Consider the following 24,155-nt stretch of genomic DNA (forward strand, 5'->3'; position numbering starts at 1 on the left):
TGTTCTTTGTAGACACCTTAATGATGTAGATTGATTAAAATCATTAAATTGTTACATTTGGAAGGTAGGAGGTCTATAATGGCGAATAAATACATACATACGATTAATATAATTATAGGCGTATTGGTTGTAGGTTTCAGCGTTTTCTTAGCTTGGGCTGTCGCAGCATTTGCTCCTGAAGAAAATGCTGCAATAATTTTTATTCCAATACTGGTAACGGCCGTTTGGGGTGTAGGTTATTTGGTACAGCTTAAATATAATACATTAAAAAATGTAATGATTATGGTCCCTATTGAAGCCATCATATTTTACCTGATCATAACAAAAACCTCATCACTTATTAATTAAATCTGCACTAAAACCCCATTTTATGAAAAGAGGGGGCTCTTGTTCAATAAAAGCGTTCGCCTTATTAAATAAGTATTGGATTATATGCGTAATCGATCTACTCATCATTCATAATCTATGGGTTTACTGGGGCTTGCTAGCGCTTACCTATTATTTCCGGTTGGATACAGGGATTATTTCAGATATGGGGTGTCTTTTTATGTGAACGATGGCGGTTGCATTTATTTTCATAACAATAATATTGAAACAAGGAAGGAAGAATCTAATGGAAAAGCTTATTGAGCAAAATAATGATGAAATAATCATAAAGTATATGGTAGTTAGTGTTTTCTCCTTGCTGACTTTAAGGAAGTTTAAGAAAGTAGAGAAAATAAGAAAAGATTTAAAAAAACAGCAAAAACTAAACCGTGATTCTCATAGAATGTAAGGAATAACATAAATTGCACTAATAAGGGGCTGTTTCTCGATAGATTTTTTGTTTATATACAAAACATCATGTTTGCAAAGCTGACATGTCAAAGGGAGATTTAAGTAGTCAGAGGTCCTGCAGGATATAAGATAATTGATAATAATGTTCTTCATAATCTTGTAAACGACGGTCTACTTAACTTCTAGTTTAGCAGCTTTGGAAACGCTACCTCCAAACTCTCCATTTTCATCTTCCCATTGTGCTGTTAGAAGAATACTGTACTCTCCTTTACTGCTAATTACGAATGAATTACCATCGACAACCTCATCCGAAATAGATGCTGTATCGTTCTTTAGAGTTTTTGTTATATAACTTATTTTCTTGGGTTGTGGGCCATCAATGTTAATTGTGATTTCTTCATCTTCTTTAACAGAAGTGATACTTACATCTTCAGTCATTTTATATAAGTTAACATTACCTAATTCTCGGTTTACAGTTTCTTCATAGCAACTGTTTGATGGGAAACAATTTAGAACTGATTCAGAGGTAATGTTCTGCTCATTTTGGGACAATGAAACGTTCACATTGTCTAAAGGAATGGATTTCTCTTTATTTTCTTCATATGTTTGTTCATTTTTTGTTGTGTTTTCGGGATTCGTTGAGTTTTGGTTATTTGGTTGGCAGGCTCCGAGTCCAACGATGAGTGATAATAAAGCTATGGTTTTAAGATATGACATATATATACTCCTTATAGTTAAATGGTCATTTATTTGTTATATATGCTTTAAGGAAACGTTACTATTTTATTCCATTAATATTAAACGATAAAACATAAAATTTACCAGTTAGGATTAATAGTAGGCGTTTATTCTGGGAGAAATATAGGATTGTTAGAAGGACGCTGCAGAAATATAGAGGGTGGGCTTAATTATTTCTAAAGTATTGTATGTAATAAAAGTATAGAGTTTTGAATAGAGGTAATGGATAAATCATTGATAATCATCTTAATATCAAGTTTTTCATGCAAAGGAGGTCGTTCTTTCCAAGGAGAATGACCTCCTTCTTAATGCTCTGATAAGGCTTGCGGAAGACTCAGTTTTGATGTACCAGATAAAGTTGGATAATTTTTGAAACTTCAAAGTATGGTGTTCGTAATAAATATTAGGAGGTTCTTAAGTTGAGTAATAAATATGTTTATTATTCAATCCTTGCAGGTTGGGTAACTTTTGTTTTATGTCTAATCATTTTCTTTGGATTTGACTCTCCCTCTCCATATATTGCAGGACTAATTGTAGGCTTTATCATATTTGAAATAAGCTTTCATCACTTGTTCGGAAAGGAAAAGGAGAGACGAAAACTGATGTGACGAGTAATTAGATGCTTTCTTTGGGGATCAAGTTTGCACCTTTTGGATCATTAGTTAAAGGAGTCCAAAAAATTGACCCTCTTAAGATTGAAGATTGTTATTAATACTAAACCTCTAGTATTAAAAGAAATAGAAATGAGGGTTCTGGAAGAAGGGAGGACTGCACGGTATGTCATTTGTAGTTCCTGGTGTTATATCCGCCATCGTCATCGCTGTCTTATCTTCTCGTTACAAAAATAAAGAAAAAACAGACAAAGGCTTTAAATTGAATTACTTTGCTCTTTCATATAGAAGGAAATGGATAAGAACCGCCATTATTGGTCCGTTTATCATTTCCTCCGCGTTTTATCTTTATTACTCTCCGGGATTTACGACGATGGCAAAAATGTTGGTTATCCCAACAATGCTGATTGTTTTCGTTCTTCAACTTATCTATAACTTATATATGTGGAAGAAAAAAGAAGATTAGAAATCCCCATTTAAATAATAGCCTTTGATAAAAGTTTGTTGTTGGTATCTGGACATTGAGCAGGAAGCTGGAGGTGAGTGATGAACTTTTTAAAATGGAAAATACAAATGAATATATTATGTGAAGTCTTCTTGGTATTTCTAATCTCGTTAGTAAGTTATTTTGTTTTAGGTCGTCCTAATACTGTACTTCTTATATTACTCGGTGGGATATCAGGTTGGGCACTTGTTAAGTTAATAAGCAGGGTCTGGAGCCCAAAGAGATAGCGTTTCTTATCGTATCTTGAAAACAATCCTTGTAGTTAAGGAAAAAGTCTATAATAGGATAGTTACAAAAAGAAGGGTGAAATAATGGAAATAGTATTTATTAGACATGGGCAGGGTGAACATACATTAAATGTGCCAAAAACCTTACATATTTCTGACCCATCATTAACAAACGAAGGTATTAACCAAGCAACAGCTCTAAAGAAAGAGCTTTCACTCACTGGTAAAGATGTAATTCTATCTAGTCCTACACAAAGAACGTTGCAAACAGCTTCGATATTGTGTGAAGATATTCCAGTCAGGAAATTGATTAGTCCATTAGTTGCCCCAAGAATGTTCCCACAACTTCCAGAAGGGAAAACTTTACCATGTGATGAAATCCTGTCCAAGGAAGAGGCAGTAGGTAGATTTCCAGATTTTTATCTACATGAAAGCTTACGTGGTGACTTATGGGAATTGGGAATTAATACTATGCCACCAAAAAAGTTCAAAGTGCTGGCAGAAGAATTCCTTAAAGCATGTGAACAGCTTACTATAAATAACAGAATTCATATCGTTTCTCATGATGGCACAATCACCTCTATTAGAGAGGTAATTACAGGTAGAACATTAACTAGAGAGGATTTCCCTAAAGAGACTGGGTGGTTAAGTGTAATTGTTTAGAGAAAGTGTTACTCATTCCTCAATGATTAGAGATAAGATTTATCATAATACTTTCAGGTACTCACAAATTATAAAAAACAAACAGGAGAGATACGAAATGAGTAAAAGAACAAGAAATGGTATTATCGCTGCCCTTGTTTTTGCCATCATTTCTATTCTCTTCGGATATTTTATATACGGGGAAATAGAGTGGTCAATTGTCATAGGATTAATAATAGGAGGTTTTGTTTCTTGGTACTTTATTTTTCCAAAAATTGAAAAGCTGGGGCGTAAAGGTCAATCGTAAAATCCCTTTAATCTTAGTTTCTACGAAAATTAAGATATTACTTGAATAGTTGCTTCCTGAGCTGACATTCAAGAACATATAGGTCGTTCCCGTTGGTGAATGTTCATTGGAGCCGTTTGCTCTCAATAAAGAAATGGGAGGTCAGTTATCGGAAATTTCCGAGCAGAAAACCTCTTTACGCTGGTCATTCTAGTTGGCCCCTTTTAAACCAATAATGATAGATGTTTAGACTCTGGAATACAAAAGCTTGGACATGGACATGTTTCCAAGCTTTTTCAGTTACTTCCGATTCATAACCATGACGCCTGCTAAAATAATGGACATGGCTATCCAATCACTGAGCAGAATCACTTCACCGGCAAGAAAAGCTCCTATAAGCAGTGAGATAACAGGGGGAATATACGTAACTGTAGAGGCTGTCACAGCGCCCAGCTGATTGACAATAACATAGTAAAGGATGTAAGCGAGGCCTGTTCCGATTATCCCGAGACCGATGATGACGCCCGCAAGCGCTGTTGTGTTTGATTGAATACTGCCTAATCCATCAAGATCTCCAAAGATCCAAAGGAAAAGGATGGCAAACAGAATCTGATAACTCGTCAATGCAGCAGGAGCTATGGCCGTTCCGGAGAGGAACTTCTTAGCATAAACGAAAGAGGCTCCAACGCTTAAGGATCCAATCAGCATATACATGACACCTGATACATCAAGGGAGGAAGTTCCACTTTCCCATGGTCTTGCAATGATGAACACCCCGCTCAGCCCGATGCATACCCCTGTTACGCCCCTGATGGTTACTCGTTCATCCTTCAATGCGAAAAAGGTCAATAGTGTGGAAAAGATGGGTATGGCTCCACTCAGCGCGCCTGCTATCCCAGAGTTTAACAAGGCAGTCCCTTTGGCGAAGCAGTAAAAATAAATAACCGTCGCAAGCAGTGACATCACAAAGAAGTGATGAATGAAGGATAGGTGGCTGAACTTCAGCTGCCTTTTTAACAGTGCATAAAGAAACACAGGGATAAAGCCGGCTGACACTCTTAGAAATACGATTTGTAAGGGGCTGATATGGACGGCTGCCCATTTCATAAATAAAAAGTTCGTCCCCCATATGATGCCTAAGGCTGAGTAGGCGATATAATAGGCGTTGAATAATCTGGGTAAGTGTGCGTTCATCCTGGCAGCACTCCTTGTTCAAGGGTTTAACCTATACCTTATACCAGATTTAATCATCGTGAAAACAAATAATTTCGATAATTACAATCGTTTCCTTCGATTGTAGGAAACGATCACAAAGGATTGCCTCCTATACAATAATTTGGAATACTATACCTATAAAGAAGTGGGGAGTATCCCTTCATAAATAGAAAAAGATAAATCATAGACTTGATAGTTTAGGAAGTGATTAAGATTATCCTACATACGATTTTGCTTTTTGTCCTTGCAGGAATAGCGGAGATAGGAGGAGGGTATTTGATTTGGCTGTGGCTGAGAGAAGGGAAACCGCTGTATTGGGGATTGGGCGGAGGAGCAGCTTTAGCTTTGTATGGTGTGATTGCTGCATTTCAAGCTTTTCCGTCCTTCGGGAGAGTTTATGCGGCATATGGGGGAGTGTTTATCATTCTCTCTGTTCTATGGGGATGGGGCGTAGATAAAAAAACACCTGATTTATATGATTGGATTGGTGCAGGAATATGCATGGTCGGTGTAGCTGTCATGCTACTCGCCCCACGTGAGTAGTTACATATATTCTAAAAGAAAAGCGGTTGGTGTTCGTGTGAAACTATTCCGTGTCCATACTTTATATCCGTGTTTAAAAAAGAGGAACGTCCAAAAGTGGAGGTTCCTCTTCTTTAGTAAGACCAACTCTGGTCTTTAACAAAGTCTATCGATTAAAATACATCAAGCACATCAAGCATGACGATGATAATCAGAAGCGGGGCAACATAGCGGAGCAGGATAAACCATGTTTGGAACAAGCCTTTTTTCATCCGGCTGCCGCTTTGCAGTTCTTCATACAGTGCTGACTTTTTCATTTTATTCGGTACATACAAGGCAATCAAAAGCGACCCGATCGGGAACAGGATGTTGCTGACTACATAATCCATGTTGTCAAAGAACGTCCGTCCGAACAGGGTGGCCTCTGCCAGCACACCGTAGGACAACGTCGATGGGATCCCGACAGCGAAGATGGCGAGGCCGATGATCCACGCCCATTTTTTCCTCTTCGCTTTGTCGCCCTTCGAGAGAACGGATACGATGATTTCAAGCATAGAGAAAGCCGAGGTCAACGTCGCAAACAGGAACAGCAGCAGGAAGCCGGCAAAGAAAATCATGCCGCCCGGAAGCTGGCTGAATACGGTCGGAAGAACCTGGAACAACAGGACAGGTCCAGCATCCGCCTGGAGGTCAAATGCGAACACAGCCGGGAAAATGGCCAGTCCCGCAAGCAGAACGATGAAAATGTTCATGCCGCCGATGGATAAGGCAGCGCGGGGCAGGTTTTCTGTTTTAGGCAGGTATGAACTGTACGTTACCATAACGGAAACTCCGACACTCAAGGTGAAGAAGGACTGCCCCATCGCCTCTAGAATCGTCTGCGAGGTTACTTTTGTAAAGTCAGGCATCAACAGGAAGGTAATGCCTTCCATCGCGCCATCAAGAGACACGGCCCGGATGACAAGCAGGATAAACAATACAAACAAGGCAGGCATCATGATTTTACTGGCTTTTTCAATGCCCTGCTGGACACCCCGGGAGACCACAAGAATGGTCATGACCATGAAGATCAGCTGGACAAGCACACTTCCGAACGGATGGGAAATGGTACTTCCGAATATCTCTGCGTAGGATGAGGCATCCACGGACGCCAGCTGCCCGGTCAGTGTTTTATACAAATAAGCGACGATCCAGCCGCCGATCACACTATAGAACGACAAAAGCAGGAAGGATGTGATCATCCCCATGATGCCGATCCAGTGCCACTTCGTTCCAGGTGAGATCGTTTTGTAGGATTCTACTGCGTTTTTTTGTGCGGTGCGTCCGATGGAGAACTCTGCTAACAGCAGGGGTAATCCGAGAAACAATGTAAAGATAATGAATAATAGAAAGAATGCTCCGCCTCCGTTTTGGCCGGCGATATAAGGGAATTTCCAGATGGCGCCGAGTCCGATGGCGGAACCGGCGGCAGCTAATATAAATCCGATCTTGGATGTCCACTGCTCTTGTTGTTTCATAATGACATAAGCTCCTTTACCTTCTTTTTTACTTTGACGCATCTATGCGCCAAAGGGGCGACAAATAAAAAAACCGCCCCTACATGACGTAGGGACGGTTGAACCGCGGTACCACCCTTGTTATGAGCATACACTCATCACTTGTGCGTATAACAGTCGCCACTGTTTTCCACCGCGGTGGAAAAAGCTCCAGAAGTGAAATTCACAGTCAGGATGTGTGCCGGTTTTCACCACGCACCGGCTCTCTGGGACAGGGATCCTGACGGCTACTTGATTTCTCTCTCAGCCGTTCTTTTATTAACAGTTGGATACTATTTTAATCATGGGTCATTCTTCTTGTCAATGTAAAAAATATGAAATTACCCGATTGAACGCTTCTCTTCCGGGTATACCTTTACAAAAGGGGGGAAGTCATATGACGACAGGTGCTGTCATTGTTTTTGCTGCTGCGCTCATTCTGGCCGCGGTCGGATGGAAGAAATGGAAGTCCTTGAAGTACGGACGTTCGGTTATTTTGACGCTGTTGTTTGTTACTTTTGGCATCGGCGGGGCTATCCTGCTTCTGTTCTACCTCGGATCCTCCGGTGTTCCGGGCGCGCTGGTCATCACGATTGCTGTGTTTGCTATTGCGGTGCTTGGGGCCAGTGAATACTTAAGCAGACGTACATGAAGAGGGACAGCCTGAAACCTATGAAACTTTTTCCATTGCAGAACGTATAAATGATTAAAGAGCGTCATCGTTCTAATTTGGCGAAGGGAATGATTGGTTGATCTGGTTTCAGGCTTTTATCCACCTCGTACTGCCCGTACTATTGTTTGTCCATTTATTGAAATCAGCGTATTCGAAACGTACATACCTCTTGATAGACTGGGTTGCGGCTCTTATGTTCATGGCATTTATTTTTATCATCGGGCCGTGGCACATGTTTACCCACTACATGCGCTGGCTTCTGCCTCTTGGTTTTTTGGTAGTCAGCGTTTTTGTCTACAGGCGCTGGCGCAGCCTGCCTGAAAAAGCTGAAGAGAAGAATAAAGGGTCCGTATTTTCCATGGTAATCAGCATTCTTCTTATTCTTTATTTTGGTTCCATTGCGGTTTCAGGGCTGTCAGGATATACCCTGCCGGAAAAAGACAAGATCGTCGACATGGAATTTCCGTTGAAGGATGGGGTCTATGCAATCGGTCATGGGGGAGCCAGTACGTCCATCAACTATCACCATGAATCCAAGACACAGGCTTATGCTTATGACATTCTTAAAGTCAATGCGCTTACCGCCCGTGCTGACGGCATATCCCCTGCCAGACTGGAAGATTATGAAATTTATGGGGAGCCGCTGTACAGTCCGTGCGCAGGTGATGTGACAGCAGTGGTGGACGAATATGAAGACATTCTTCCGCAGGCGGAGCCGGACAAGGAGCAGCACCCCGCCGGAAATCATGTCATTCTTTCCTGTCAGGGCGTGGATGTTCATATCGCTCATATGAAACCGGGCACAGTTCATGTCCAGGAGGGAGATGCGGTTGAGGCGGGTCATCTCTTAGGGGAAGTGGGAAACACAGGAAATACGACAGAGCCGCACCTTCACATTCATGCAGAAAAAGATGGAGAAGGCGTGCCCCTGACGTTTCATGACCGCTTCTTGAAACGAAACAGCCTCGTATTTCAGTGAGGAAACCCGGGGTGGAGTCATCTTTGACGGGCTGCACCGGACTTTTAAGCCTGAGACAGCACACATGTGCTGTCTTTTTTTATTTTTGTAAAACTATTTATGCACCTGTATCGTTTAATGGGGCAGGAGGGGACAACGTGGAACACTCAATGAATACATCTATCGAACATGAAAACAAAGAAGCAATCATCCAGGATCTGATGGAAAACTACGGAACAGCCATCCTCCACCTTGTCTATTCCTACGTCAAGGATGCGGCACTGGCGGAGGATCTAACGCAGGAGATTTTCGTGAAAAGCTATCACCACCTGCATACATACAACGGAACGTCGAAAATGACGACGTGGCTGTGGCGGATTGCCATCAATCACTGTAAGGATCATCTGAAAAGCTGGTATAACCGGAAAGTCACTGTGTCGGAACAGGAACAGCTGGAACAGACGAAAGATGCTTCCACTACGGAAGACGCAGTCATCCAGAACCATATCGATCATGAATTGGCCGGCGCTGTGATGGACCTGCCGGACAAATACAGGGAGGTCATCTATCTTCATTACTACGAAGACTTATCGACGAGAGAGATGGCCGACGTTTTAAAGAAAAATGAAAATACGTTAAAGACACGGTTGAAACGCGCGAGAGTTTTACTTAAACAACGCCTGGGAGGGACGCTTTGATGGAAAATCGATTAAGAAAGTTGAAGCAGGCACTCAATCATACATCATTTAATACGTTGACATTCGATCAGGAGCATCGAAATCAAGTGATGGAGAAAATAGCTGGTCAGGACACGAGACCCGAACAAATCCGTCTGTCTATTTTACAGCTCCTCGTACAGGAGGAGACAGGCTATACGCTGGCTGGTAAAATCCGGTCAAGAGGGATCAAAACGTTTGAAAACGATCAAGGTGCGCTGTATACGACGCTTCACATTCTTGAACAGAAGCGCTGCATCCAGTCGGAGTGGAAAGAGGACGGGCAGAAATTTTATCAACTGACGAGAAAAGGGAGAAAGCTGCTTAAGAAATATGAGTCTTCGCCCGACAAACCCCGGGTGCTGCGTACACTCGTGGAGGCGGGTCAGATTTGATATCACGAAACGATTATCTTCAGACCGTCCAGTCCTATATTAAAAACAAAGAAACAGGTGGTATGATCGCCCGTGAGTTGAACAGCCATATCCAACAGGAAAAAGAAAGCTTGATGAACAAGGGGTACAGTGCAGACGAGGCCGAGGAGGAAGCGGTCCGCCGGATGGGGAGTGCACCGGAAACCGGCCGTCATTTCGAGGACGTGTACAAGGAAAAAATCGACGGATGGCTGGTCTTTCTTCTTGCTGCGTTGATGGGCTGCGGTTTTCTGACGGCCCTGATCTTCAGCGGAGAAAACGGCTATTCATTCAACGGGAAATTCTTCTTCACTGTGGTCGGTATCTTGGTGGCAGGGGCTCTCCTGTTTATCGACTATAGGAAACTCCAGCCATTAGGGTGGCTGTTTTATGGGCTGGGTCTGGCGGGAGCCATGTTTCTGACGTGGGGGCCGATGTCGATGACCACGCTTATTTTGGGGAGCGTGGGTATCCAAGTCGGACCCTTTCATGTGACCAGCATTGACTTCATTCCATTGCTCCTCATTGGTCTTGCTGCTATCGGCAGTAAAGGTCCCGTAAAGGTGTGGAAGGGGATCCTGTTGTATCTGTTTCCCGTCTACTTTTTCATGGAAGCTGCAGATCCGAATGCTGCGTTCATTTATACGCTGCTCTTTACAGCCCTGTTTGTCCATAAGCAGGTGAACAAAAAGATCCTCTGGTCGTTGGTTTCATTAGGAGTCATCGGAGCTGTATCTGTTGGAATGTGGTTCTTTACAGCTGCTGCCATCTATCAAAAAGAGCGGCTGCTGTCGTTCTTTTCTCCTGAGAAATTCTCAAACGGGGGCGGGTACATGTATCTGCGAATGGAGGAAGTCATCAGGGATGCCGCATGGATAGGAGAGGGAGCACAAGCGGAGCCGCTGCCTTCCGGTCACACCGATTTTGTCTTTCTTTCAGTACTGAATCAGCTGGGCTGGGGCGCTGCGCTCCTTCTCCTGATTCTTCTGAGCCTTGTGCTTGGCCGCCTGTTCTGGATGTCAAGGAAGATCAAAGAACCTTTCGGTCAGCTGCTTGTAAGAGGGAGCCTGGTTTTCTATGCTGTTCCAGTTTTTTATCACGTGCTGATGTCTATGGGAATCCTGCCAACCGCTTCCTTCCCGCTTCCGTTTCTCAGCTACGGGATGGACGCTACCGTTCTTCATGCTGTTTTATTCGGGCTGGTGTTGAGTGTATACAGGAAGAAACATCCCGCTTCCTTTGCTGCCCAAGGGAAAACGATGGTTCAATAATCACAGCAGTCAGACGGCTTCCTTGTAGAGGGAGGTCGTCTTTTTTTTAGTCTCAATGGCTCCTGGCCTGAGTAAGGAAAGCAATGAAGATATTACGAAACCGGTTTACTAAAACTATCAGGAAAATAGAAAAAAGATATTGAAAACGGATACATTTGTCGTTATAATCAAGCTAACCTTATAAATCAATTGATTTTTTTTAAGAATTAACGAAACCGGTTTCGTTAATCGAAGGGGAGCATCTAAATTGATGGTTACGAAAGGGATGATCAATGTGAAAAAGAGGTTAACACTCGTTTTATTACTGGTCTTATCTATGTTTCTTGCTGCCTGCAGCAGTGATGAGGAAGCAGCATCTGGAGAAGGGAAAGTGACACTGGACTTCTGGGTGTTCGGGGCGACGAATTATGAGGCGCTTGCTGATGAATATGAAAAAGAAAACCCGGATGTCACGATCAACATTAAAAATTCTGAGCTTGGCGATCACCACGACAGCTTGTTTACAGCCATCTCTGCAGGCACGGGCGCACCGGATCTGACAATGATAGAAGTCGATCAGCTGGACCGCTACCGCGAAGCCCAGGACCGTTTCGTAAACTTGTATGATTTGGGAGCGGACGAAATTCAGGATCAATACTTAGATTGGAAATGGAAAATGGCAGAAAACGGGGAAGGCGATTTCCTCTTTGGTCTTCCGACAGATATCGGACCTAAAGCAATGTATTTCCATACCGACGTTTTTGAAGAGGCCGGCCTTCCGACAGATCCAGATGAAGTGAGTACCATGATTTCTTCTCCGGAAGAATTTGCAGAGGCTGCAGAGACGGTTATGGAGGAAACAGGCAAGCCGATGGTCGACAGCATGGAAATGGCTTTTCGTGCCAATATGGATGCCTTGCAGGTAAGCTATTTCAATCGTGATGGAGAGCTTCTTATCAATGAAGCTGATAACGGAGTCAAAGAAGCTTATGACTATGCGGTGAAGCTCCAGGAGAAAGGTGTTGTCGGATCCTTTGAAATGTGGACACCGGAATGGGCCAACGCCTTGAATAAAGGAGAGTTTGCTGTAGAAATGGCACCGGCCTGGCTGAAAGGCTACATGACGGAAAATGCGCCGGAGGGCGAAGGGAAATGGAAAGTGACGACACTTCCAACGGATTTTGCCGGTAACTGGGGCGGTTCTTATGTGGCCATTCCTTCTGAAACGAAAAACAGTGAAGAAGCCTATGCCTTTGCCCAGTGGATGCTTTCTCCTGAAAACCAGTTGAAGTCCTTCACGGAAAGCGGTTTGTTCCCTTCTGCTCCTGAAGTATATGAAATGGAAGAGTTCGTGAACAATTCCGACGAGTATTTCGGTGGACAGAATACCGCGGCTTATTTCGCAGAGGCGGCCAAGGAAATTCCTGAGGTCTACAAGGGACCGAAATATGTCACCGTGAATAATGAAGTGTTGACGGCGCTGCGCAATGTACAGGAAGGGGCCGATCCTGAGAAGGAATGGGAAGCGGCAGTCAAACGAATCGAAGATCTTATGAACCGCTAAACAGTCACCGGGCTGGGTGGGGAACATCCAGCCCTCCTACATAAAGGAGGGAAAGAAGTGGAGAGTGTACAGAAACGTCAGCATGCATCCAAAGCTGCAGCGAAGACACCATTGTCTGAAAAAAAGAAAGATATGCTGTCCGGTTATTTGTATATGGCACCCTTTTTCATCATATTTGCCATTATCGGTCTTTATCCCGCTGTTTTCAGCATCATTCTTGCCTTTCAGAAATGGACCGGCCTTGGGGCCATGGAGTTTGTCGGGTTCAGCAACTTTGTTGTCGTCCTTCAGGATCCGTTGTTCTGGAAGTCGTTGTATAACACAGTCATCATCGGCTTGATGGGAACGGCTCCTCAGCTGGTTGTCGGCATTATTCTTGCTTATTTTCTTAATATGGCTGTCATCCGCTTTACGAATTTTTTCCGGGTCACCATATTTATGCCTTACATTACATCGATGGTAGCTGTCGCATTAGTATTCGGGGTGTTTTTCAGCAGCAGTGAAACCGCGCTTGCCAACTATGTCATCGGTTTGTTCGGAGTTGATCCAGTCAGCTGGAAAACATCGGAGTGGGGAGCGAAAATTGCTATTTCCCTCATGGTCTTCTGGAGGTGGGTCGGCTATAATACGATCATTTATTTAGCTGGTCTTCAAAGCATACCGAAGGACTTGTACGAAGCGGCTACCATCGATGGTGCCGGGAAAGTACAGCAGTTCCTTCACATCACGATTCCTTTGTTGAAGCCGTTTATCGTCCTTACGGTATTCATGTCGACCGTTGGAGCGCTGCAGTTGTTTGCTGAACCGGCTGTGTTTCTCGGTTCCTCTGCTTTCAACAGGGATGAGGCGATGACCGTGGTCATGTACCTGTATCGTGATGCGTTCAATCTGGGATCTTTCGGAACAGCGTCTGCAACGGCTGTACTGCTGTTAATCATCATCGTGGCCGCTGCCGCAATCAATACGTGGCTCACTTCCGGGTTCGGTCGTAAGCAGAAGAGGAGGGCGTTTACCAAATGAATAACATGAAACGTGCTGCAAAAGGAACGCTCCCTGTTTATATTGCCCTTGGGTTTGCGTCACTCGTCTCGATCTTTCCATTTTACTGGATGTTTGTAATGGCCACACAGCCAAGTGCGGCGTACAATTCCATTCCACCGACGCTTCTTCCCGGTGATCAGCTGGTGGAGAACTTCATGAAAGTGCTGGATACGATTCCATTCTTCCAGGCGATGTGGAATACGATCGTACTGTGCTCGACGGTGACCTTGGCTGTCTTATTTATTAGCTCACTGGCGGGTTTTGCCTTTGCGAAGTTTCAGTTCCCGGGAAAGAACTTCTTTTTCATCCTGATTCTCTTAACGATGGTGATTCCGCCGCAGCTCGGCTTGATTCCTCAGTTTTACCTTGTTTCCCAGCTGGGATGGCTCGATACCCTGTTAGGGGCAGGCGTGCTGTTTTTACTCAACCCGCTCGGGATTTTCCTGATGCGGCAGTACATCAGTGAGTCCGTTCCCGATGAGCTGATGGAAGCAGCAAAGCTGGATGGCTGCTCCAACTTCAGGATCTACAGGAGCATCGTTCTGCCCATCATCAAACCTGCGTTTGCGACGCTCGGCATTATCGTGTTCACGCTTGTCTGGGGTGAATTTTTGTGGCAGTTTACGGTTCTTCGTGATCCGGCTTCCTATACGCTCCAGGTGGCTCTTGCTTCCTTGAACAATGCCTTCCGTGTGGACTTCGGGATGCTGTTGAGCGGTGTCTTCTGGGCAACGGTTCCTCTTATTCTCATTTTCCTGATTTTCAACAAGTGGTTCATCTCAAGTATTACGGAAGGTTCCATTAAGTAAATCTGTCCCGCTTCTCCATATTGTTGATACAATAGATGGTAATGACATGGAGGCTGTATTTGAAGGAGAGAAAGAGATATGGATTTGACAATACGCGACATAGCTAAGATGGCAGGAGTGTCTCCGGCCACTGTTTCCAAAATTATCAACAATTATGGAGGCATCAGTGAATCGACACGAAAGAAAGTCTATAAAATTATCGAAGATACGAAGTACCAGCCGACGTTTTCGGCAAAGTCGCTGGCGACGAAAAAATCAAATTTGATCGGACTTATCTATGCGGGAAAAATCAATGTTGATTTCACCCACCCTTTTTTCAACGAAGTCGTCAATTCGTTCAAAAAAGCGGTCGGGTCGCTCGGGTATGACCTGCTGCTGTTCTCGAATGAAAAGATTTATCAAGGAGAAAGCAAGTATTTGGAAAGGTGCAAGCATTTTCATGTGGACGGGTGTCTGATCATCGCAGGGGATGAAATTGAAGAGGCCGTCCATGACATTGCCCAAAGTGACATTCCAAGCGTCGGCATTGATTTGAAGCTGGAAGGCCCGCGATCCAGCTATATTATGACCGACAACGCAAAGATAGGTGCTAAAGTCGTCGAGCATTTATATTTGAATCAGGTCCGGACTATCGCCTATATCGGAGGGAAACAGGACTCGCTGGTGTCCAGTATCCGGAACATCGGCTTTATTGATGCGATGAATCAGTTCGGCCTTTCTGTGGAAAAGGACTGGCTATATTACGGGGATTTTTTCGAAGAAAGCGGCTATGAAGGAATGAAAGGGATACTGAAAGCCGATCGTCTTCCGGAAGCTGTTTTCGCAGCGTCCGATATGATGGCGCTTGGTGCGCTTAAAGCGATCAAGGAAGAAGGATTATCCGTTCCTGAGGATATCCAGCTGATCGGCTGTGATGACATAGAAGCATGCCGGTACAGCGATCCACCGCTGACAACAGTCAAACAGGACAAACAAAAGCTCGGAAAGCTGGCTGCTTATATGCTGGAGGATTTGATCAAAGAAGATCATGACATACAGGATATGAAAGTAGATCCGGAGCTTGTGCTCAGGGCTTCTACGAAGGAAAGCTGAACGTTCCGGGTGAAAACTGGAGGAATCGCTTATGACAACTATTCAATTTCCAGAACAACTCAAGTGGGGCGCGGCTACCGCGTCCTACCAAATCGAAGGGGCAGCGAAAGAGGGGGGCAGGACCCCGTCGATCTGGGACGTCTTCGCCCATACTCCCGGCAACGTAAAAAACGGGGATCACGGCGATGATGCCTGCAACAGTTATCATATGTACAAGGAAGATGTACAGCATTTGAAGAGCCTGGGAGTCGATATCTACCGCTTCTCGATATCTTGGTCGCGCGTCATTCCTAATGGGACTGGAGAGTTGAATGAAGAAGGAGTGGCCTATTATCGTCATCTGATTGATGATCTGATCGAAAACGGGATCGAGCCGATGATCACCCTTTATCATTGGGATCTTCCCCAGGTGCTTCAGGAAAAGGGCGGATGGGAGAACCGCGACACGACAGACGCGTTCTTATCCTATGCCGAAGCGATGTTTCAGGCGTTCGGTGGACAGGTGAAAAAGTGGCTGACCATCAATGAACCGTGGTGTGCCTCCTTTTTATCCAACTACCTCGGCATTCATGCTCCGGGAAAAACGAGCCTGCAGGCCGCGGTCGATGTTTCCCACCACCTTCTGCTCGCCCACGGAAAAGCGGTCCAATCATTCCGGAGACTCGTGCCGGACGGCGAAATCGGATATGCTCCGAACGTCGGGTGGCTCGAGCCCTTTACTTCGGATGAAAAAGATGTGGAGGCCTGCCGGAGAGGGATGATGTGGCAGAAGGAATGGTTCATGGATCCCGTTTTCAAAGGTACATATCCAGAGACGCTGCAGGACATTTTTGCTGAGCAGGATGCCGTGCTGCGTATGGAAAATGGAGATCTTGATATCATCTCCCAGCCGATCGATCTCATGGGGATCAACTACTACACAGGAAGCATCGGCCGCTACAAGGAAGACGGAGGCATGTTCCAGGTCGAGGAAATCCCCGTCGATGACCGACGCACAGATATTGACTGGCCGATTTATGCAGAAGGCTTCTATAAAACGTTGAAGGATATTCATGAGACTTACGGGAATGTGCAGCTGTACATCACAGAAAACGGAGCCTGCTACAACCACGGCGTGGAAGAGGATGGAAAGGTGCACGACCAGGAGCGAATCGAATACTTGAAGCAGCACCTGACATCGCTGAGCCGGGCGATTGAGGCCGGCGTCCCGATTGCCGGTTACATTGTTTGGTCACTTTTAGATAATTTTGAGTGGGCGGAAGGCTATGACAAGCGCTTCGGAATCATCCACGTTAATTTTGATACGTTTGAGCGGACGCGGAAAGACAGCTATTACTGGTATAAAGATACGGTGGAAAACCACAAGTTTGATCTATGAATCTAAATGAACGATGAGCCGCGCTGTCAAGGGACAGCGTGGTTTGTTTTATGGATAACGCCCAGACCACACCTTCCCGCCCGGCATAGGCTAAGGTTGAAGCAAACGGAAGGGGCGATCGTTGTGGAGCGAATTTATCATCATGGACACGGCACCTACGTACCCGGCGTAGGCTACCATCACGGGCACGGGACTTATATCCCTGGGTATGGCTATCACCATGGACATGGCACCTATGTCCCGGGCTACGGGTATCACCACGGGCAGGGAACGTATGGTGGATACGGCTTCGAGCACGGACACAGCAGCTATGCACCCGGATACGGTTATCATTACGGCCAGGGGAATTATTATCCGTGGGGCGGAGTTCATCACAGCCACGGTGGATGGTACCACCCATAATCACTCACAAAAAGGCCCGCAGGGGTCTTTTTTTCTGACCATAAACAAGAAGAGATGGTGAACGAAAAGGATAAAAAAGGAAAAGTGTAGAACTAATCTTTATAAAGGGGCGGTAAGCAGAAGAGGGGGAGTATAGATGAAAGAACTCAAAACCCATCTTAGAGAATTGGAAGGAGCGCATATCAGTCTGGGCGTCAAGTCTTCCGCTGAAAAGCTGGATCAGATCCTTGCAGATGATTTTTGGGAGATTGGCAGTTCAGGAATCATTTATACGAAAAAAGACTGTCTGAATCTTGGGGTCGTTCTGTCAGAAATGACGCTGCATCATTATGAGATTCAGATTCTGGCAGAGGATACGGTTCTGAGTACATATAAAGTCAAGGATACGACGCGGAAGAGGAACACGTGGAGGAGCTCGATCTGGAAGCAAACCCATGGCAGATGGCAGCTGTATTTCCATCAAGGGACAATCATCCCGGGTCAGTGACAAAGGAGGTGTGCTTGTGGAACCTGTATGGAAAGTCTATGGATATATCACCCGCTTTTATAAAGAAAAGCCGCAGGTGCTTGTTTTTCAACATTCAGTTCCTGAGGCCGGCATTCAAATTCCTAAAGGAACTGTGAACCCGGGGGAAGATCCTCTTCATGCTGTTGTAAGGGAAATGGTGGAGGAGACAGGGCTGACTTCCGTCTATGTAGAAAAATTACTGGCGGTGGATACGGGGATGAATACCGATAGTAAACAGCAAAAGCGTTATTTTTATCAACTCAACACCACGGAATTAAAAGACAACTGGGCACATCACCCAATCGGAGGCGGAGAAGAAAGGGGACTGACTTTTCATTTCTTTTGGATTTCGTCTGAAGAGGAAGTAAGGTTAATTCAGGGACATGGAGACTACCTCCACCTTATATTTGCAAAGTAAACAAAACGGTTTGAAGAGACAGGGGGAACAATAATGAAACAGATCATCGCTGTAGGTGGAGGAGGATTTTCGATGGATCCTGAAAATCCGCTGTTGGATACGTACTTGTTGGAGCAGTCATCGAAAACAAAGCCCCACATCTGTTTTATTCCGACCGCCAGCGGAGATTCTGGCAGTTATATGGCCAGATTTTACAACTTTTTCGAAAACTATGCCTGTCAGCCTTCCCACCTTTCTTTATTTCACCCACCAACAAGAGATCTCAACAGTTTTCTACTGGAAAAGGATATCATTTTCGTCGGTGGTGGAAATACGAGGAATATGCTGGCGTTATGGAGAGAATGGGGAGTGGATGTGATCTTGAAGAAAGCGTGGGAGCAGGGCGTCATCCTTGCAGGTGTCAGTGCCGGATCGATCTGCTGGTTTGAGGAAGGCATCACGGATTCTTTCGGCGGGGAACTGGAACCGCTTCAAGGGCTCGGCTTTCTTCCAGGAAGCCACTGCCCTCATTACGATGGAGAACCGAAAAGAAGACCCGCTTATAAGAAATTAATGGCTGAAGGGAAAATCAAGCCTGGACTGGCCGTTGATGACCACGCCGCTGCCCACTATATTGATCACCATCTGCACAGAGTGGTGAGTTCTAAGCCGAACGCGCGGGTTTACCGGCTTTATCACAACCGTGGTATAGAGGAAGAGGAGCTGGAGACGCTTTACTTAGGAAGGGATGAATGAACATACATCAAAAAAAATTGATGCTTTCAATTGACATCTTTCCTGAGAGGTGAATATAATGCGGTTAGATCAAAAAAAATTGATGCAGAGGTGAAACGATGAAAACAGTAGAAAGTAAAGCAGGAACTGAAGGGGATTTTTCCTTTGACGTGTATGAAAAGAAATTCAAGGCACTCGCAGATGAGCTTCGTCTTAAAATCATGTATGAACTGAATCAGAAGGGACAGCTGTGTGTCTGTGATCTGACAGAGCTTGTCGGACTCCCGCAGTCCAAACTTTCCTACCATTTGAAAATCCTTCACGATGCCGGTTTTATTCAGAGGGAAAAGAAGGGGACCTGGAACTATTACCAGTTGAATGACCCGGAAGTCAAAGCGATCTTGTCGCCGGAACTCTGCTGCATCTTTTACCCTGGTCAGTAAACAGGGTAAATCTACACATTATACATCAAAAAAAGTTGATATATTGTGATTTTTACATCAAAAAAAGTTGATGTAGGGAGGGATCTTATGAATGCTTTTCTCGAGTTTATGAAAACATTCCTTATTTTGTTTGCGGAGTTGACCGCATTGTTTATTTTAATCAGTTTTCTCGTCAGTCTTCTGCAGCAGAAGGTGACAGAGGAGCGGATTAAACGGGTGTTGGAACGACCGAATAAGTGGAGCGGTTACCTGTATGGAACGGTGCTCGGGGCACTGACGCCATTTTGTTCGTGTTCGACGATCCCCATTCTGGCGGGGCTGCTTTCTTCTAAAGCACCGTTTGGACCGTCGATGTCCTTCTTAGTAGCCTCACCATTATTGAACCCTGTCATTGTCCTTCTGCTGTGGACACTGCTCGGGTGGGAGTTGACGTTGTATTATGTTCTGATTGTCGGTGCTTTCTCCCTTCTGATTGGAGTGGTATGGGATCTGCTCGGGCTTGAAAGGTTCGTGAAAAACGTAAGGGTCCGGAAAGGAAACCCGGATGTTGAAGCGGATGAGCCGAAATGGAAGGTGGCCCTCCGGGACGCCTGGGGATTCTTTTATCCTGTCCTGCCGTTCCTTCTTCTCGGCGTATTCATCGGAGCGTTCATCCACGACTTCATTCCTCAAGGGATGATTGCCAGGTTTGCTGGTGGAGATCAACCGTGGGCGATTCCGGTCGCTTCCGTCATTGGTATCCCCATGTACATTCGAGCGGAAGCGATTCTGCCCATTGCCGATGCACTGGTGGGTAAGGGCATGGGGATCGGCGCCATTATCGCATTGGTCATCGGTGGTGCGGGCGCCAGTATTCCCGAGGTGGTTCTGTTGAATAAATTGTTCAAGCCGAAGCTCGTCACTGCTTTTGTTGTCTCCATCCTCGTGGTGGCGGTATCCACAGGGTTTATCGTGCAGGCGGTACTTTAAAGGAGGTGAAATCCATGGCTGAAAAAAAGAAAGGCCTTCGCGGTTTGTTTTCCAAATCTGATAAAAACTGCTGTCATGTAGACATTGAAGAGGTAGAGGAAAAAGAAACAAAGGAAAACGATAGCGAAGAGGACCGGGAAGAAGATCGTCAGGAAAACGCATAGAGTCTGATGGGAGAGTCTTTAAGGAAGGCTCTCCTGCTTTTGTTATGGTAAATGAGGAGGGAAGTATGAATGCTCCATAAATCGGGCGCATTGACGAAGGATTATTTTAAGTCTTATCTAAAGCTCGTTTTAAACAGTGGAGACCTCTCTATCGAGCAAGCGCAGGAAATCGTCCTGCAGCGATTGTTCGGCGGGGACAGGTCTGTTTTAGGAAAAGAATCACTGGAAAACTTCCAACGAGCCTGTGAGGAAATAAAGCAGATAAAGCCTTCTTTATAAAAAAGGAGGCAGCTTGTAGAGAAACCCCTGTTTCTTTACAAGCTTTTTTCTTTCTTACCGCCAGGAGCGAAAGCCCCTTCCCTTTCCGCGGACGAGCGCCCGAGCTTCCTCGCAAAACCCACGCTCGGCGATCTCGGACCACTCGTTCTTCCGCAGGAGTGGAAGGGGCACCGCTCCTTTGGAATTCTTTAAAATCGAAAAAGATTCTCCTTCACCCAGCTCACCCTTATTGGATTTCCATCTTTTTCATATTCCGGCAGGCAGCCGTTATCAGCGCCTGTGCTTTCCCTTTTTCCTTTCCACGCAATCGGCAATCGCGCAGCCCATGCCGTGCTTTTGAATCTGCGAAGTTACGCTCGACTTTTTCTTTTCTCATACGGTATATCTACTTTCCTTCATTTTATCGTAGCGTAAAGTTGTTTTCCACAGGGACCGGCACGAAGAGCGTTCGGTGGTGACGCCTGCGGGAACAGCGCGAGCCGAAGATCCACTTGGTCAAATGGTTTCTTGACCAAGTTAGCTGAGGTCGTGCCCGCGGCAAGCATCCGCCGATAAGCGGAACGTGCCCTCTCAACAAGACATGCGGACAACTCTAATCGGATAGGGCGAACTTTTTCTACAGACTGCCTTCTTTATAAAAAAGAAGTTTTTTTAATGATTGAGTTCAGGGGAATCTTTTGAAATAATTGGAATCGTAGAAGAGGAGGGAAGCGTATGTTTACGATGCATGTGGATGACGAAGTAGAGCTGTCCATTTTTGAACCGAGACACGCGGAGTCCTTGTTCCAGCTGGTCGACAAAAACAGGGACCGCCTCGGGGTGTGGCTTTCCTTCCCCGAAAAGACGAGAGAAAAAGCGGACTCACTAGCTTTCATCAGAAGGTCCCTGACAAGGATGGCCGATGGAGATGGTTTCTGGGCAGGTATCCTGTATAAAGGAGAGCTGGCCGGTTCCACTGGATTTCTATACATAGATCAGGAAGCGGGAAGGACGGAAATCGGCTACTGGATTGGAGCTGACTTTACGGGCAGGGGTCTTGTAACGAAAGCGGTCCGGAAGATGGTCGATTACGCATTTTTTGAGCTTGGGTTAAGAAAAGTGAACATTCAGACATCCGGAGGAAATGGAAAAAGCAGGGCGGTTCCCGAACGGCTCGGATTCACGAAGGAAGGAGTCCTGCGTGAGTATGAATATTTGAACGGGAGCCATCACGACAGGATCGTTTATGGTTTGCTGAAAGAGGAGTGGGGGGGATTTTAACGAACTATTATAGGCTGAAAAAGGTTCTGCGGATTGTCGTTTTAGGTATTGGTCTAATGGTAATAACAGCAGGCATTTATCAAATCATTCATCCAAATTCGTCTTCTCCCTTTCTGTTCCTCCTATCAATTCAAATGACAGCATTGGCTCTTTATTGGAGCGTCCAAAGGAAACTGGAACGGTTGGGAGGTGAGCAGTCATGAGCTATTCCATCAATCCGAAGAGAATCAGGGATACGGTCACAGTTCTCTTTCCCCTTCTGTGGTTACTCCTCTCCAGCGCATTCGGTGCATCGGTTCAACTGTTCCTGGTGATTCTATTATTTTTAGCGATGGGCAGTTTATTTCGATTTCAAATTGATATTCAGGATCAGCGATTGATTTATACCGTTACCTACCTGAAGAAGCGGGTTTTAAATAAAGAACTGGTACCTGAGCATATCCAAACGCTTAAATTCTTCCGGACCGGCTGGAAAAAGAAAGCGGCTGCCATCAAAACCTATAAGGGCTTGAACATCCCGTTAGTGGTGATGACAGAGCCGGAGGGGTATGACGAATTACTGGCTTTTGGCAGGAGAAATCAAATCAATGTAGAAAAAACAAAGGACTACATGCTTTTGGAACGGATGGATTCCTAAAAGGAAATGAAAGAGGAGGAGTTCTATGTATCGATCCTTTGTCGTATGTGTTCTTCTTTCCGTTGTTTTCATTTTTTCTGCCCTCGTTTCCTGGTATGAAGGAAGTGCGCTTCTGGATAAATCATGGGAATGGGCTCATTCCGCCCCTTTTTCCCAAATGATTAACGGGGAGGTCATGGGAGAGGAGCAGATTGTCCAGCTGGATTACTTCGTGTATGCCGCTAAGTTCAGACCGCTGTTTCCGATGCTGATGTTCAGCAGCTTCATTTTACTGCTTTTGGCGGTGGGCTCGATCTTGACGAAAGGCCGGTGGAAAGGGTCGATGGTTTTACTGGCTTTATTAGGGGCGGGACTGTTTGCTTTCAGTTTTCTCAGCTATGCTTCTTCCACAATTGGCGGACATCTCTTTTTTTACTTCGGAATAGCTGCCGGGATGTTTGCCGTGGGAAGTGCCCTGTTGATGTATGTCCGGTTTGGTCGGAGAACAGTATAAAAGTGTGTAAGAAATACGGTCCTTTTCCTTTAACTGGGATTCCGTGCGGGTGTTCTGTTGGCCCCCGCCTTGGGATTTGGGCGTAGGATAGGTAATACGGAGGTGATTAAGTGTTTCTCGCACAGCTAGGTGTATTCCTGGCAGTCGCAGGCATATCAGCTCTAGGAGCGGGACTCTTCGGACCTTATAAGTCATACTTCTACGTAGGTATGATTGCTCTGTCCCTCGTAGGAATCGCTTTTGTAGATAGAGGTCCATGGAACCTTCCGTTTATGTTCGGGATCATTGCATTGTCAGGCATCCTTTATACTATCAAGAGGCTTAGAGTCCGTTAAACAAAAAACTCCAGTTGTGTTTAAATAGTGTTCGAAGTTTTTCGAAGATTTCATTACGGTATAAATCCAGCGCTGTGCCCTGTCTTTTATTTGCGACGGGGCTGTTTGATTTAGAGAACAACAAAGATGAGTAAAGGTTTCGTTTAGGAGGTCCGGACGTATGAAAACGTATGGAGTTTTATTTGCCCTTTTATTAATTACACATACGATGACACTTGTAAACATTACGATTTTTGATGGTCAATGGAACGGCATTGTTCTGTTTTTATCCAGTATCCTTTTTCTTATTGGAGCGGTGTTCTTTGGGACAGAATTCAAAGCTCGCAGAAAAGTGAACACATAAGTCCAGGAAAGGACTCCAGCCCGCCATTATGGCGGGCTTTTTTACGCTTCATCTCTCATGATCTGCTGTTTTTCCCAAGAGCGCTCTGTAATCCTGCCCGCAAAAGGCACCCAACGATAAGCGGAACATTACTATGGACATCTATAGGTGCTTTTTCTAATGGCTGAGACCGTATCGAGTCCAGTACTCTTTTACAGGTATTCACCTGCCTTTCTATCAAGTGGAACGTTGTATCCTT

General features: G+C 45.2%; 32 protein-coding genes, 1 pseudogene and 1 other annotated feature. Of the genes and pseudogenes, 29 read left to right on the forward strand and 4 right to left on the reverse strand.

Translation table 11 applies throughout. The features are described 5' to 3' along the window. Nucleotides 1-78: 78 nt before the first annotated feature. Nucleotides 79-348, forward strand: coding sequence for a hypothetical protein (locus H615_RS0103435; protein ID WP_027953831.1), 270 nt, complete (start codon nt 79-81; stop codon nt 346-348). A gap of 265 nt (nt 349-613) precedes the next feature. Continuing rightward, a complete protein-coding gene (locus H615_RS22260) occupies nt 614-775 on the forward strand; it encodes a hypothetical protein (protein ID WP_156896430.1) in 162 nt (53 codons plus the stop codon). A gap of 173 nt (nt 776-948) precedes the next feature. Here H615_RS22260 and H615_RS0103445 read toward each other — a convergent pair whose 3' ends face one another. Further along, nucleotides 949-1,494 carry a hypothetical protein gene (locus H615_RS0103445; RefSeq protein ID WP_027953832.1) on the reverse strand — a complete coding sequence of 182 codons (546 nt, stop codon included), beginning with the start codon at nt 1,492-1,494 and terminating at the stop codon, nt 949-951. A gap of 798 nt (nt 1,495-2,292) precedes the next feature. Here H615_RS0103445 and H615_RS20825 point away from each other — a divergent pair. The 3 genes from H615_RS20825 to H615_RS0103470 all read left to right on the forward strand — a co-directional run bounded on the left by H615_RS20825 (nt 2,293) and on the right by H615_RS0103470 (nt 3,807). Continuing rightward, nucleotides 2,293-2,592, forward strand: a complete 300-nt coding sequence (locus H615_RS20825) for a hypothetical protein (RefSeq protein WP_035531206.1) — start codon at nt 2,293-2,295, stop codon at nt 2,590-2,592. 350 nt (nt 2,593-2,942) lie between these two features. Continuing rightward, nucleotides 2,943-3,521 (forward strand): histidine phosphatase family protein, encoded by a 579-nt coding sequence (locus H615_RS0103465; RefSeq protein WP_027953835.1) that lies wholly within the window; start codon nt 2,943-2,945, stop codon nt 3,519-3,521. A gap of 97 nt (nt 3,522-3,618) precedes the next feature. Beyond that, a complete protein-coding gene (locus H615_RS0103470; protein ID WP_027953836.1) occupies nt 3,619-3,807 on the forward strand; it encodes a hypothetical protein in 189 nt (62 codons plus the stop codon). 279 nt (nt 3,808-4,086) lie between these two features. Here H615_RS0103470 and H615_RS0103475 read toward each other — a convergent pair whose 3' ends face one another. After that, nucleotides 4,087-4,980 (reverse strand): DMT family transporter, encoded by an 894-nt coding sequence (locus H615_RS0103475; protein WP_051254578.1) that lies wholly within the window; start codon nt 4,978-4,980, stop codon nt 4,087-4,089. A 237-nt stretch (nt 4,981-5,217) separates the two neighbouring features. Here H615_RS0103475 and H615_RS0103480 point away from each other — a divergent pair, with 237 nt between their 5' ends. Continuing rightward, the gene (locus H615_RS0103480) at nt 5,218-5,544 is read left to right on the forward strand and encodes a YnfA family protein (RefSeq protein WP_027953838.1); all 327 of its coding nucleotides are present in this window, start codon (nt 5,218-5,220) and stop codon (nt 5,542-5,544) included. A gap of 152 nt (nt 5,545-5,696) precedes the next feature. Here H615_RS0103480 and H615_RS0103485 read toward each other — a convergent pair whose 3' ends face one another. Next, entirely contained in the window at nt 5,697-7,040 is a 1,344-nt protein-coding gene (locus tag H615_RS0103485) for a sodium-dependent transporter (RefSeq protein ID WP_027953839.1), read from the reverse strand. Nucleotides 7,041-7,127: 87 nt separating this feature from the next. Next, nucleotides 7,128-7,333, reverse strand: a binding site (T-box leader). Nucleotides 7,334-7,455: 122 nt separating this feature from the next. Between H615_RS0103485 and H615_RS0103490 the strand changes: the two genes are divergently transcribed. The 18 genes from H615_RS0103490 to H615_RS0103575 all read left to right on the forward strand — a co-directional run bounded on the left by H615_RS0103490 (nt 7,456) and on the right by H615_RS0103575 (nt 20,849). Beyond that, the gene (locus H615_RS0103490; protein WP_027953840.1) at nt 7,456-7,710 is read left to right on the forward strand and encodes a hypothetical protein; all 255 of its coding nucleotides are present in this window, start codon (nt 7,456-7,458) and stop codon (nt 7,708-7,710) included. 97 nt (nt 7,711-7,807) lie between these two features. Continuing rightward, nucleotides 7,808-8,710 (forward strand): M23 family metallopeptidase, encoded by a 903-nt coding sequence (locus tag H615_RS0103495; protein ID WP_027953841.1) that lies wholly within the window; start codon nt 7,808-7,810, stop codon nt 8,708-8,710. 137 nt (nt 8,711-8,847) lie between these two features. Then, entirely contained in the window at nt 8,848-9,387 is a 540-nt protein-coding gene (locus H615_RS0103500) for a sigma-70 family RNA polymerase sigma factor (protein WP_027953842.1), read from the forward strand. Then, the gene (locus H615_RS0103505; protein ID WP_027953843.1) at nt 9,387-9,800 is read left to right on the forward strand and encodes a PadR family transcriptional regulator; all 414 of its coding nucleotides are present in this window, start codon (nt 9,387-9,389) and stop codon (nt 9,798-9,800) included. The genes H615_RS0103500 and H615_RS0103505 overlap by 1 nt, the downstream gene beginning before the upstream one ends. Further along, a complete protein-coding gene (locus tag H615_RS0103510) occupies nt 9,797-11,089 on the forward strand; it encodes an FtsW/RodA/SpoVE family cell cycle protein (protein WP_027953844.1) in 1,293 nt (430 codons plus the stop codon). The genes H615_RS0103505 and H615_RS0103510 overlap by 4 nt, the downstream gene beginning before the upstream one ends. A gap of 265 nt (nt 11,090-11,354) precedes the next feature. Then, nucleotides 11,355-12,632: an ABC transporter substrate-binding protein gene (locus H615_RS0103515; protein WP_027953845.1), complete on the forward strand. Its 1,278-nt coding sequence runs from the start codon at nt 11,355-11,357 to the stop codon at nt 12,630-12,632. 57 nt (nt 12,633-12,689) lie between these two features. Beyond that, entirely contained in the window at nt 12,690-13,652 is a 963-nt protein-coding gene (locus tag H615_RS0103520; RefSeq protein ID WP_035531210.1) for a carbohydrate ABC transporter permease, read from the forward strand. Beyond that, nucleotides 13,649-14,482 (forward strand): carbohydrate ABC transporter permease, encoded by an 834-nt coding sequence (locus tag H615_RS0103525; protein ID WP_027953847.1) that lies wholly within the window; start codon nt 13,649-13,651, stop codon nt 14,480-14,482. The genes H615_RS0103520 and H615_RS0103525 overlap by 4 nt, the downstream gene beginning before the upstream one ends. A 78-nt stretch (nt 14,483-14,560) precedes the next feature. Then, nucleotides 14,561-15,574: a LacI family DNA-binding transcriptional regulator gene (locus H615_RS0103530; RefSeq protein ID WP_027953848.1), complete on the forward strand. Its 1,014-nt coding sequence runs from the start codon at nt 14,561-14,563 to the stop codon at nt 15,572-15,574. A 31-nt stretch (nt 15,575-15,605) separates the two neighbouring features. After that, nucleotides 15,606-16,952, forward strand: coding sequence for a GH1 family beta-glucosidase (locus tag H615_RS0103535; protein WP_027953849.1), 1,347 nt, complete (start codon nt 15,606-15,608; stop codon nt 16,950-16,952). Between the two features lie 123 nt (nt 16,953-17,075). Further along, entirely contained in the window at nt 17,076-17,354 is a 279-nt protein-coding gene (locus H615_RS21950; protein ID WP_244877715.1) for a hypothetical protein, read from the forward strand. Nucleotides 17,355-17,490: 136 nt separating this feature from the next. Next, the gene (locus H615_RS0103545; protein ID WP_027953851.1) at nt 17,491-17,841 is read left to right on the forward strand and encodes a nuclear transport factor 2 family protein; all 351 of its coding nucleotides are present in this window, start codon (nt 17,491-17,493) and stop codon (nt 17,839-17,841) included. Nucleotides 17,842-17,857: 16 nt separating this feature from the next. After that, complete coding sequence (locus H615_RS0103550) at nt 17,858-18,280, forward strand: NUDIX hydrolase (RefSeq protein ID WP_027953852.1); 423 nt, start codon at nt 17,858-17,860, stop codon at nt 18,278-18,280. A 33-nt stretch (nt 18,281-18,313) separates the two neighbouring features. Next, nucleotides 18,314-19,015 (forward strand): Type 1 glutamine amidotransferase-like domain-containing protein, encoded by a 702-nt coding sequence (locus H615_RS0103555; RefSeq protein ID WP_027953853.1) that lies wholly within the window; start codon nt 18,314-18,316, stop codon nt 19,013-19,015. Between the two features lie 98 nt (nt 19,016-19,113). Further along, on the forward strand, nt 19,114-19,437 hold the full coding sequence (locus H615_RS0103560; RefSeq protein ID WP_051254579.1) for an ArsR/SmtB family transcription factor: 324 nt from the start codon (nt 19,114-19,116) through the stop codon (nt 19,435-19,437). Between the two features lie 87 nt (nt 19,438-19,524). After that, the gene (locus H615_RS0103565; RefSeq protein ID WP_027953855.1) at nt 19,525-20,406 is read left to right on the forward strand and encodes a permease; all 882 of its coding nucleotides are present in this window, start codon (nt 19,525-19,527) and stop codon (nt 20,404-20,406) included. Between the two features lie 14 nt (nt 20,407-20,420). Then, nucleotides 20,421-20,570 (forward strand): hypothetical protein, encoded by a 150-nt coding sequence (locus H615_RS22265; protein ID WP_156896431.1) that lies wholly within the window; start codon nt 20,421-20,423, stop codon nt 20,568-20,570. 69 nt (nt 20,571-20,639) lie between these two features. Then, a complete protein-coding gene (locus tag H615_RS0103575) occupies nt 20,640-20,849 on the forward strand; it encodes a hypothetical protein (protein WP_027953856.1) in 210 nt (69 codons plus the stop codon). A gap of 226 nt (nt 20,850-21,075) precedes the next feature. On the opposite strand, the pseudogene H615_RS21955 reads toward H615_RS0103575, so the two are convergent. Beyond that, nucleotides 21,076-21,234 (reverse strand): annotated as a pseudogene (locus H615_RS21955) (transposase); the annotation flags it as partial. A 329-nt stretch (nt 21,235-21,563) separates the two neighbouring features. Here H615_RS21955 and H615_RS0103585 point away from each other — a divergent pair. From H615_RS0103585 to H615_RS0103605, 5 genes are all read left to right on the forward strand, one after another. Next, the gene (locus H615_RS0103585; RefSeq protein ID WP_027953857.1) at nt 21,564-22,109 is read left to right on the forward strand and encodes a GNAT family N-acetyltransferase; all 546 of its coding nucleotides are present in this window, start codon (nt 21,564-21,566) and stop codon (nt 22,107-22,109) included. Between the two features lie 199 nt (nt 22,110-22,308). Continuing rightward, nucleotides 22,309-22,746, forward strand: coding sequence for a hypothetical protein (locus H615_RS0103590; protein WP_027953858.1), 438 nt, complete (start codon nt 22,309-22,311; stop codon nt 22,744-22,746). Between the two features lie 25 nt (nt 22,747-22,771). Then, on the forward strand, nt 22,772-23,239 hold the full coding sequence (locus tag H615_RS0103595; RefSeq protein WP_027953859.1) for a YjdJ family protein: 468 nt from the start codon (nt 22,772-22,774) through the stop codon (nt 23,237-23,239). 110 nt (nt 23,240-23,349) lie between these two features. Next, nucleotides 23,350-23,574 (forward strand): hypothetical protein, encoded by a 225-nt coding sequence (locus H615_RS0103600; protein WP_027953860.1) that lies wholly within the window; start codon nt 23,350-23,352, stop codon nt 23,572-23,574. A gap of 160 nt (nt 23,575-23,734) precedes the next feature. Beyond that, on the forward strand, nt 23,735-23,917 hold the full coding sequence (locus tag H615_RS0103605) for a hypothetical protein (RefSeq protein WP_027953861.1): 183 nt from the start codon (nt 23,735-23,737) through the stop codon (nt 23,915-23,917). Nucleotides 23,918-24,155 lie beyond the last annotated feature (238 nt).

Source organism: Halobacillus kuroshimensis DSM 18393 (assembly GCF_000425705.1).
GTDB lineage: Bacteria > Bacillota > Bacilli > Bacillales > Halobacillaceae > Halobacillus > Halobacillus kuroshimensis.

What these genes read in the sequence shown, in the direction of transcription:
- H615_RS0103435 (WP_027953831.1), top strand. Translation starts at nt 79, where the DNA reads ATGGCGAATAAATACATACATACGATTAATATAATTATAGGCGTATTG.
- H615_RS22260 (WP_156896430.1), top strand. Translation starts at nt 614, where the DNA reads ATGGAAAAGCTTATTGAGCAAAATAATGATGAAATAATCATAAAGTAT.
- H615_RS0103445 (WP_027953832.1), bottom strand. Translation starts at nt 1,494, where the DNA reads ATGTCATATCTTAAAACCATAGCTTTATTATCACTCATCGTTGGACTC.
- H615_RS20825 (WP_035531206.1), top strand. Translation starts at nt 2,293, where the DNA reads ATGTCATTTGTAGTTCCTGGTGTTATATCCGCCATCGTCATCGCTGTC.
- H615_RS0103465 (WP_027953835.1), top strand. Translation starts at nt 2,943, where the DNA reads ATGGAAATAGTATTTATTAGACATGGGCAGGGTGAACATACATTAAAT.
- H615_RS0103470 (WP_027953836.1), top strand. Translation starts at nt 3,619, where the DNA reads ATGAGTAAAAGAACAAGAAATGGTATTATCGCTGCCCTTGTTTTTGCC.
- H615_RS0103475 (WP_051254578.1), bottom strand. Translation starts at nt 4,980, where the DNA reads ATGAACGCACACTTACCCAGATTATTCAACGCCTATTATATCGCCTAC.
- H615_RS0103485 (WP_027953839.1), bottom strand. Translation starts at nt 7,040, where the DNA reads ATGAAACAACAAGAGCAGTGGACATCCAAGATCGGATTTATATTAGCT.
- H615_RS0103490 (WP_027953840.1), top strand. Translation starts at nt 7,456, where the DNA reads ATGACGACAGGTGCTGTCATTGTTTTTGCTGCTGCGCTCATTCTGGCC.
- H615_RS0103505 (WP_027953843.1), top strand. Translation starts at nt 9,387, where the DNA reads ATGGAAAATCGATTAAGAAAGTTGAAGCAGGCACTCAATCATACATCA.
- H615_RS0103515 (WP_027953845.1), top strand. Translation starts at nt 11,355, where the DNA reads ATGATCAATGTGAAAAAGAGGTTAACACTCGTTTTATTACTGGTCTTA.
- H615_RS0103525 (WP_027953847.1), top strand. Translation starts at nt 13,649, where the DNA reads ATGAATAACATGAAACGTGCTGCAAAAGGAACGCTCCCTGTTTATATT.
- H615_RS0103530 (WP_027953848.1), top strand. Translation starts at nt 14,561, where the DNA reads ATGGATTTGACAATACGCGACATAGCTAAGATGGCAGGAGTGTCTCCG.
- H615_RS0103535 (WP_027953849.1), top strand. Translation starts at nt 15,606, where the DNA reads ATGACAACTATTCAATTTCCAGAACAACTCAAGTGGGGCGCGGCTACC.
- H615_RS0103545 (WP_027953851.1), top strand. Translation starts at nt 17,491, where the DNA reads ATGAAAGAACTCAAAACCCATCTTAGAGAATTGGAAGGAGCGCATATC.
- H615_RS0103555 (WP_027953853.1), top strand. Translation starts at nt 18,314, where the DNA reads ATGAAACAGATCATCGCTGTAGGTGGAGGAGGATTTTCGATGGATCCT.
- H615_RS0103560 (WP_051254579.1), top strand. Translation starts at nt 19,114, where the DNA reads ATGAAAACAGTAGAAAGTAAAGCAGGAACTGAAGGGGATTTTTCCTTT.
- H615_RS0103565 (WP_027953855.1), top strand. Translation starts at nt 19,525, where the DNA reads ATGAATGCTTTTCTCGAGTTTATGAAAACATTCCTTATTTTGTTTGCG.
- H615_RS22265 (WP_156896431.1), top strand. Translation starts at nt 20,421, where the DNA reads ATGGCTGAAAAAAAGAAAGGCCTTCGCGGTTTGTTTTCCAAATCTGAT.
- H615_RS0103575 (WP_027953856.1), top strand. Translation starts at nt 20,640, where the DNA reads ATGCTCCATAAATCGGGCGCATTGACGAAGGATTATTTTAAGTCTTAT.
- H615_RS0103585 (WP_027953857.1), top strand. Translation starts at nt 21,564, where the DNA reads ATGTTTACGATGCATGTGGATGACGAAGTAGAGCTGTCCATTTTTGAA.
- H615_RS0103590 (WP_027953858.1), top strand. Translation starts at nt 22,309, where the DNA reads ATGAGCTATTCCATCAATCCGAAGAGAATCAGGGATACGGTCACAGTT.
- H615_RS0103595 (WP_027953859.1), top strand. Translation starts at nt 22,772, where the DNA reads ATGTATCGATCCTTTGTCGTATGTGTTCTTCTTTCCGTTGTTTTCATT.
- H615_RS0103605 (WP_027953861.1), top strand. Translation starts at nt 23,735, where the DNA reads ATGAAAACGTATGGAGTTTTATTTGCCCTTTTATTAATTACACATACG.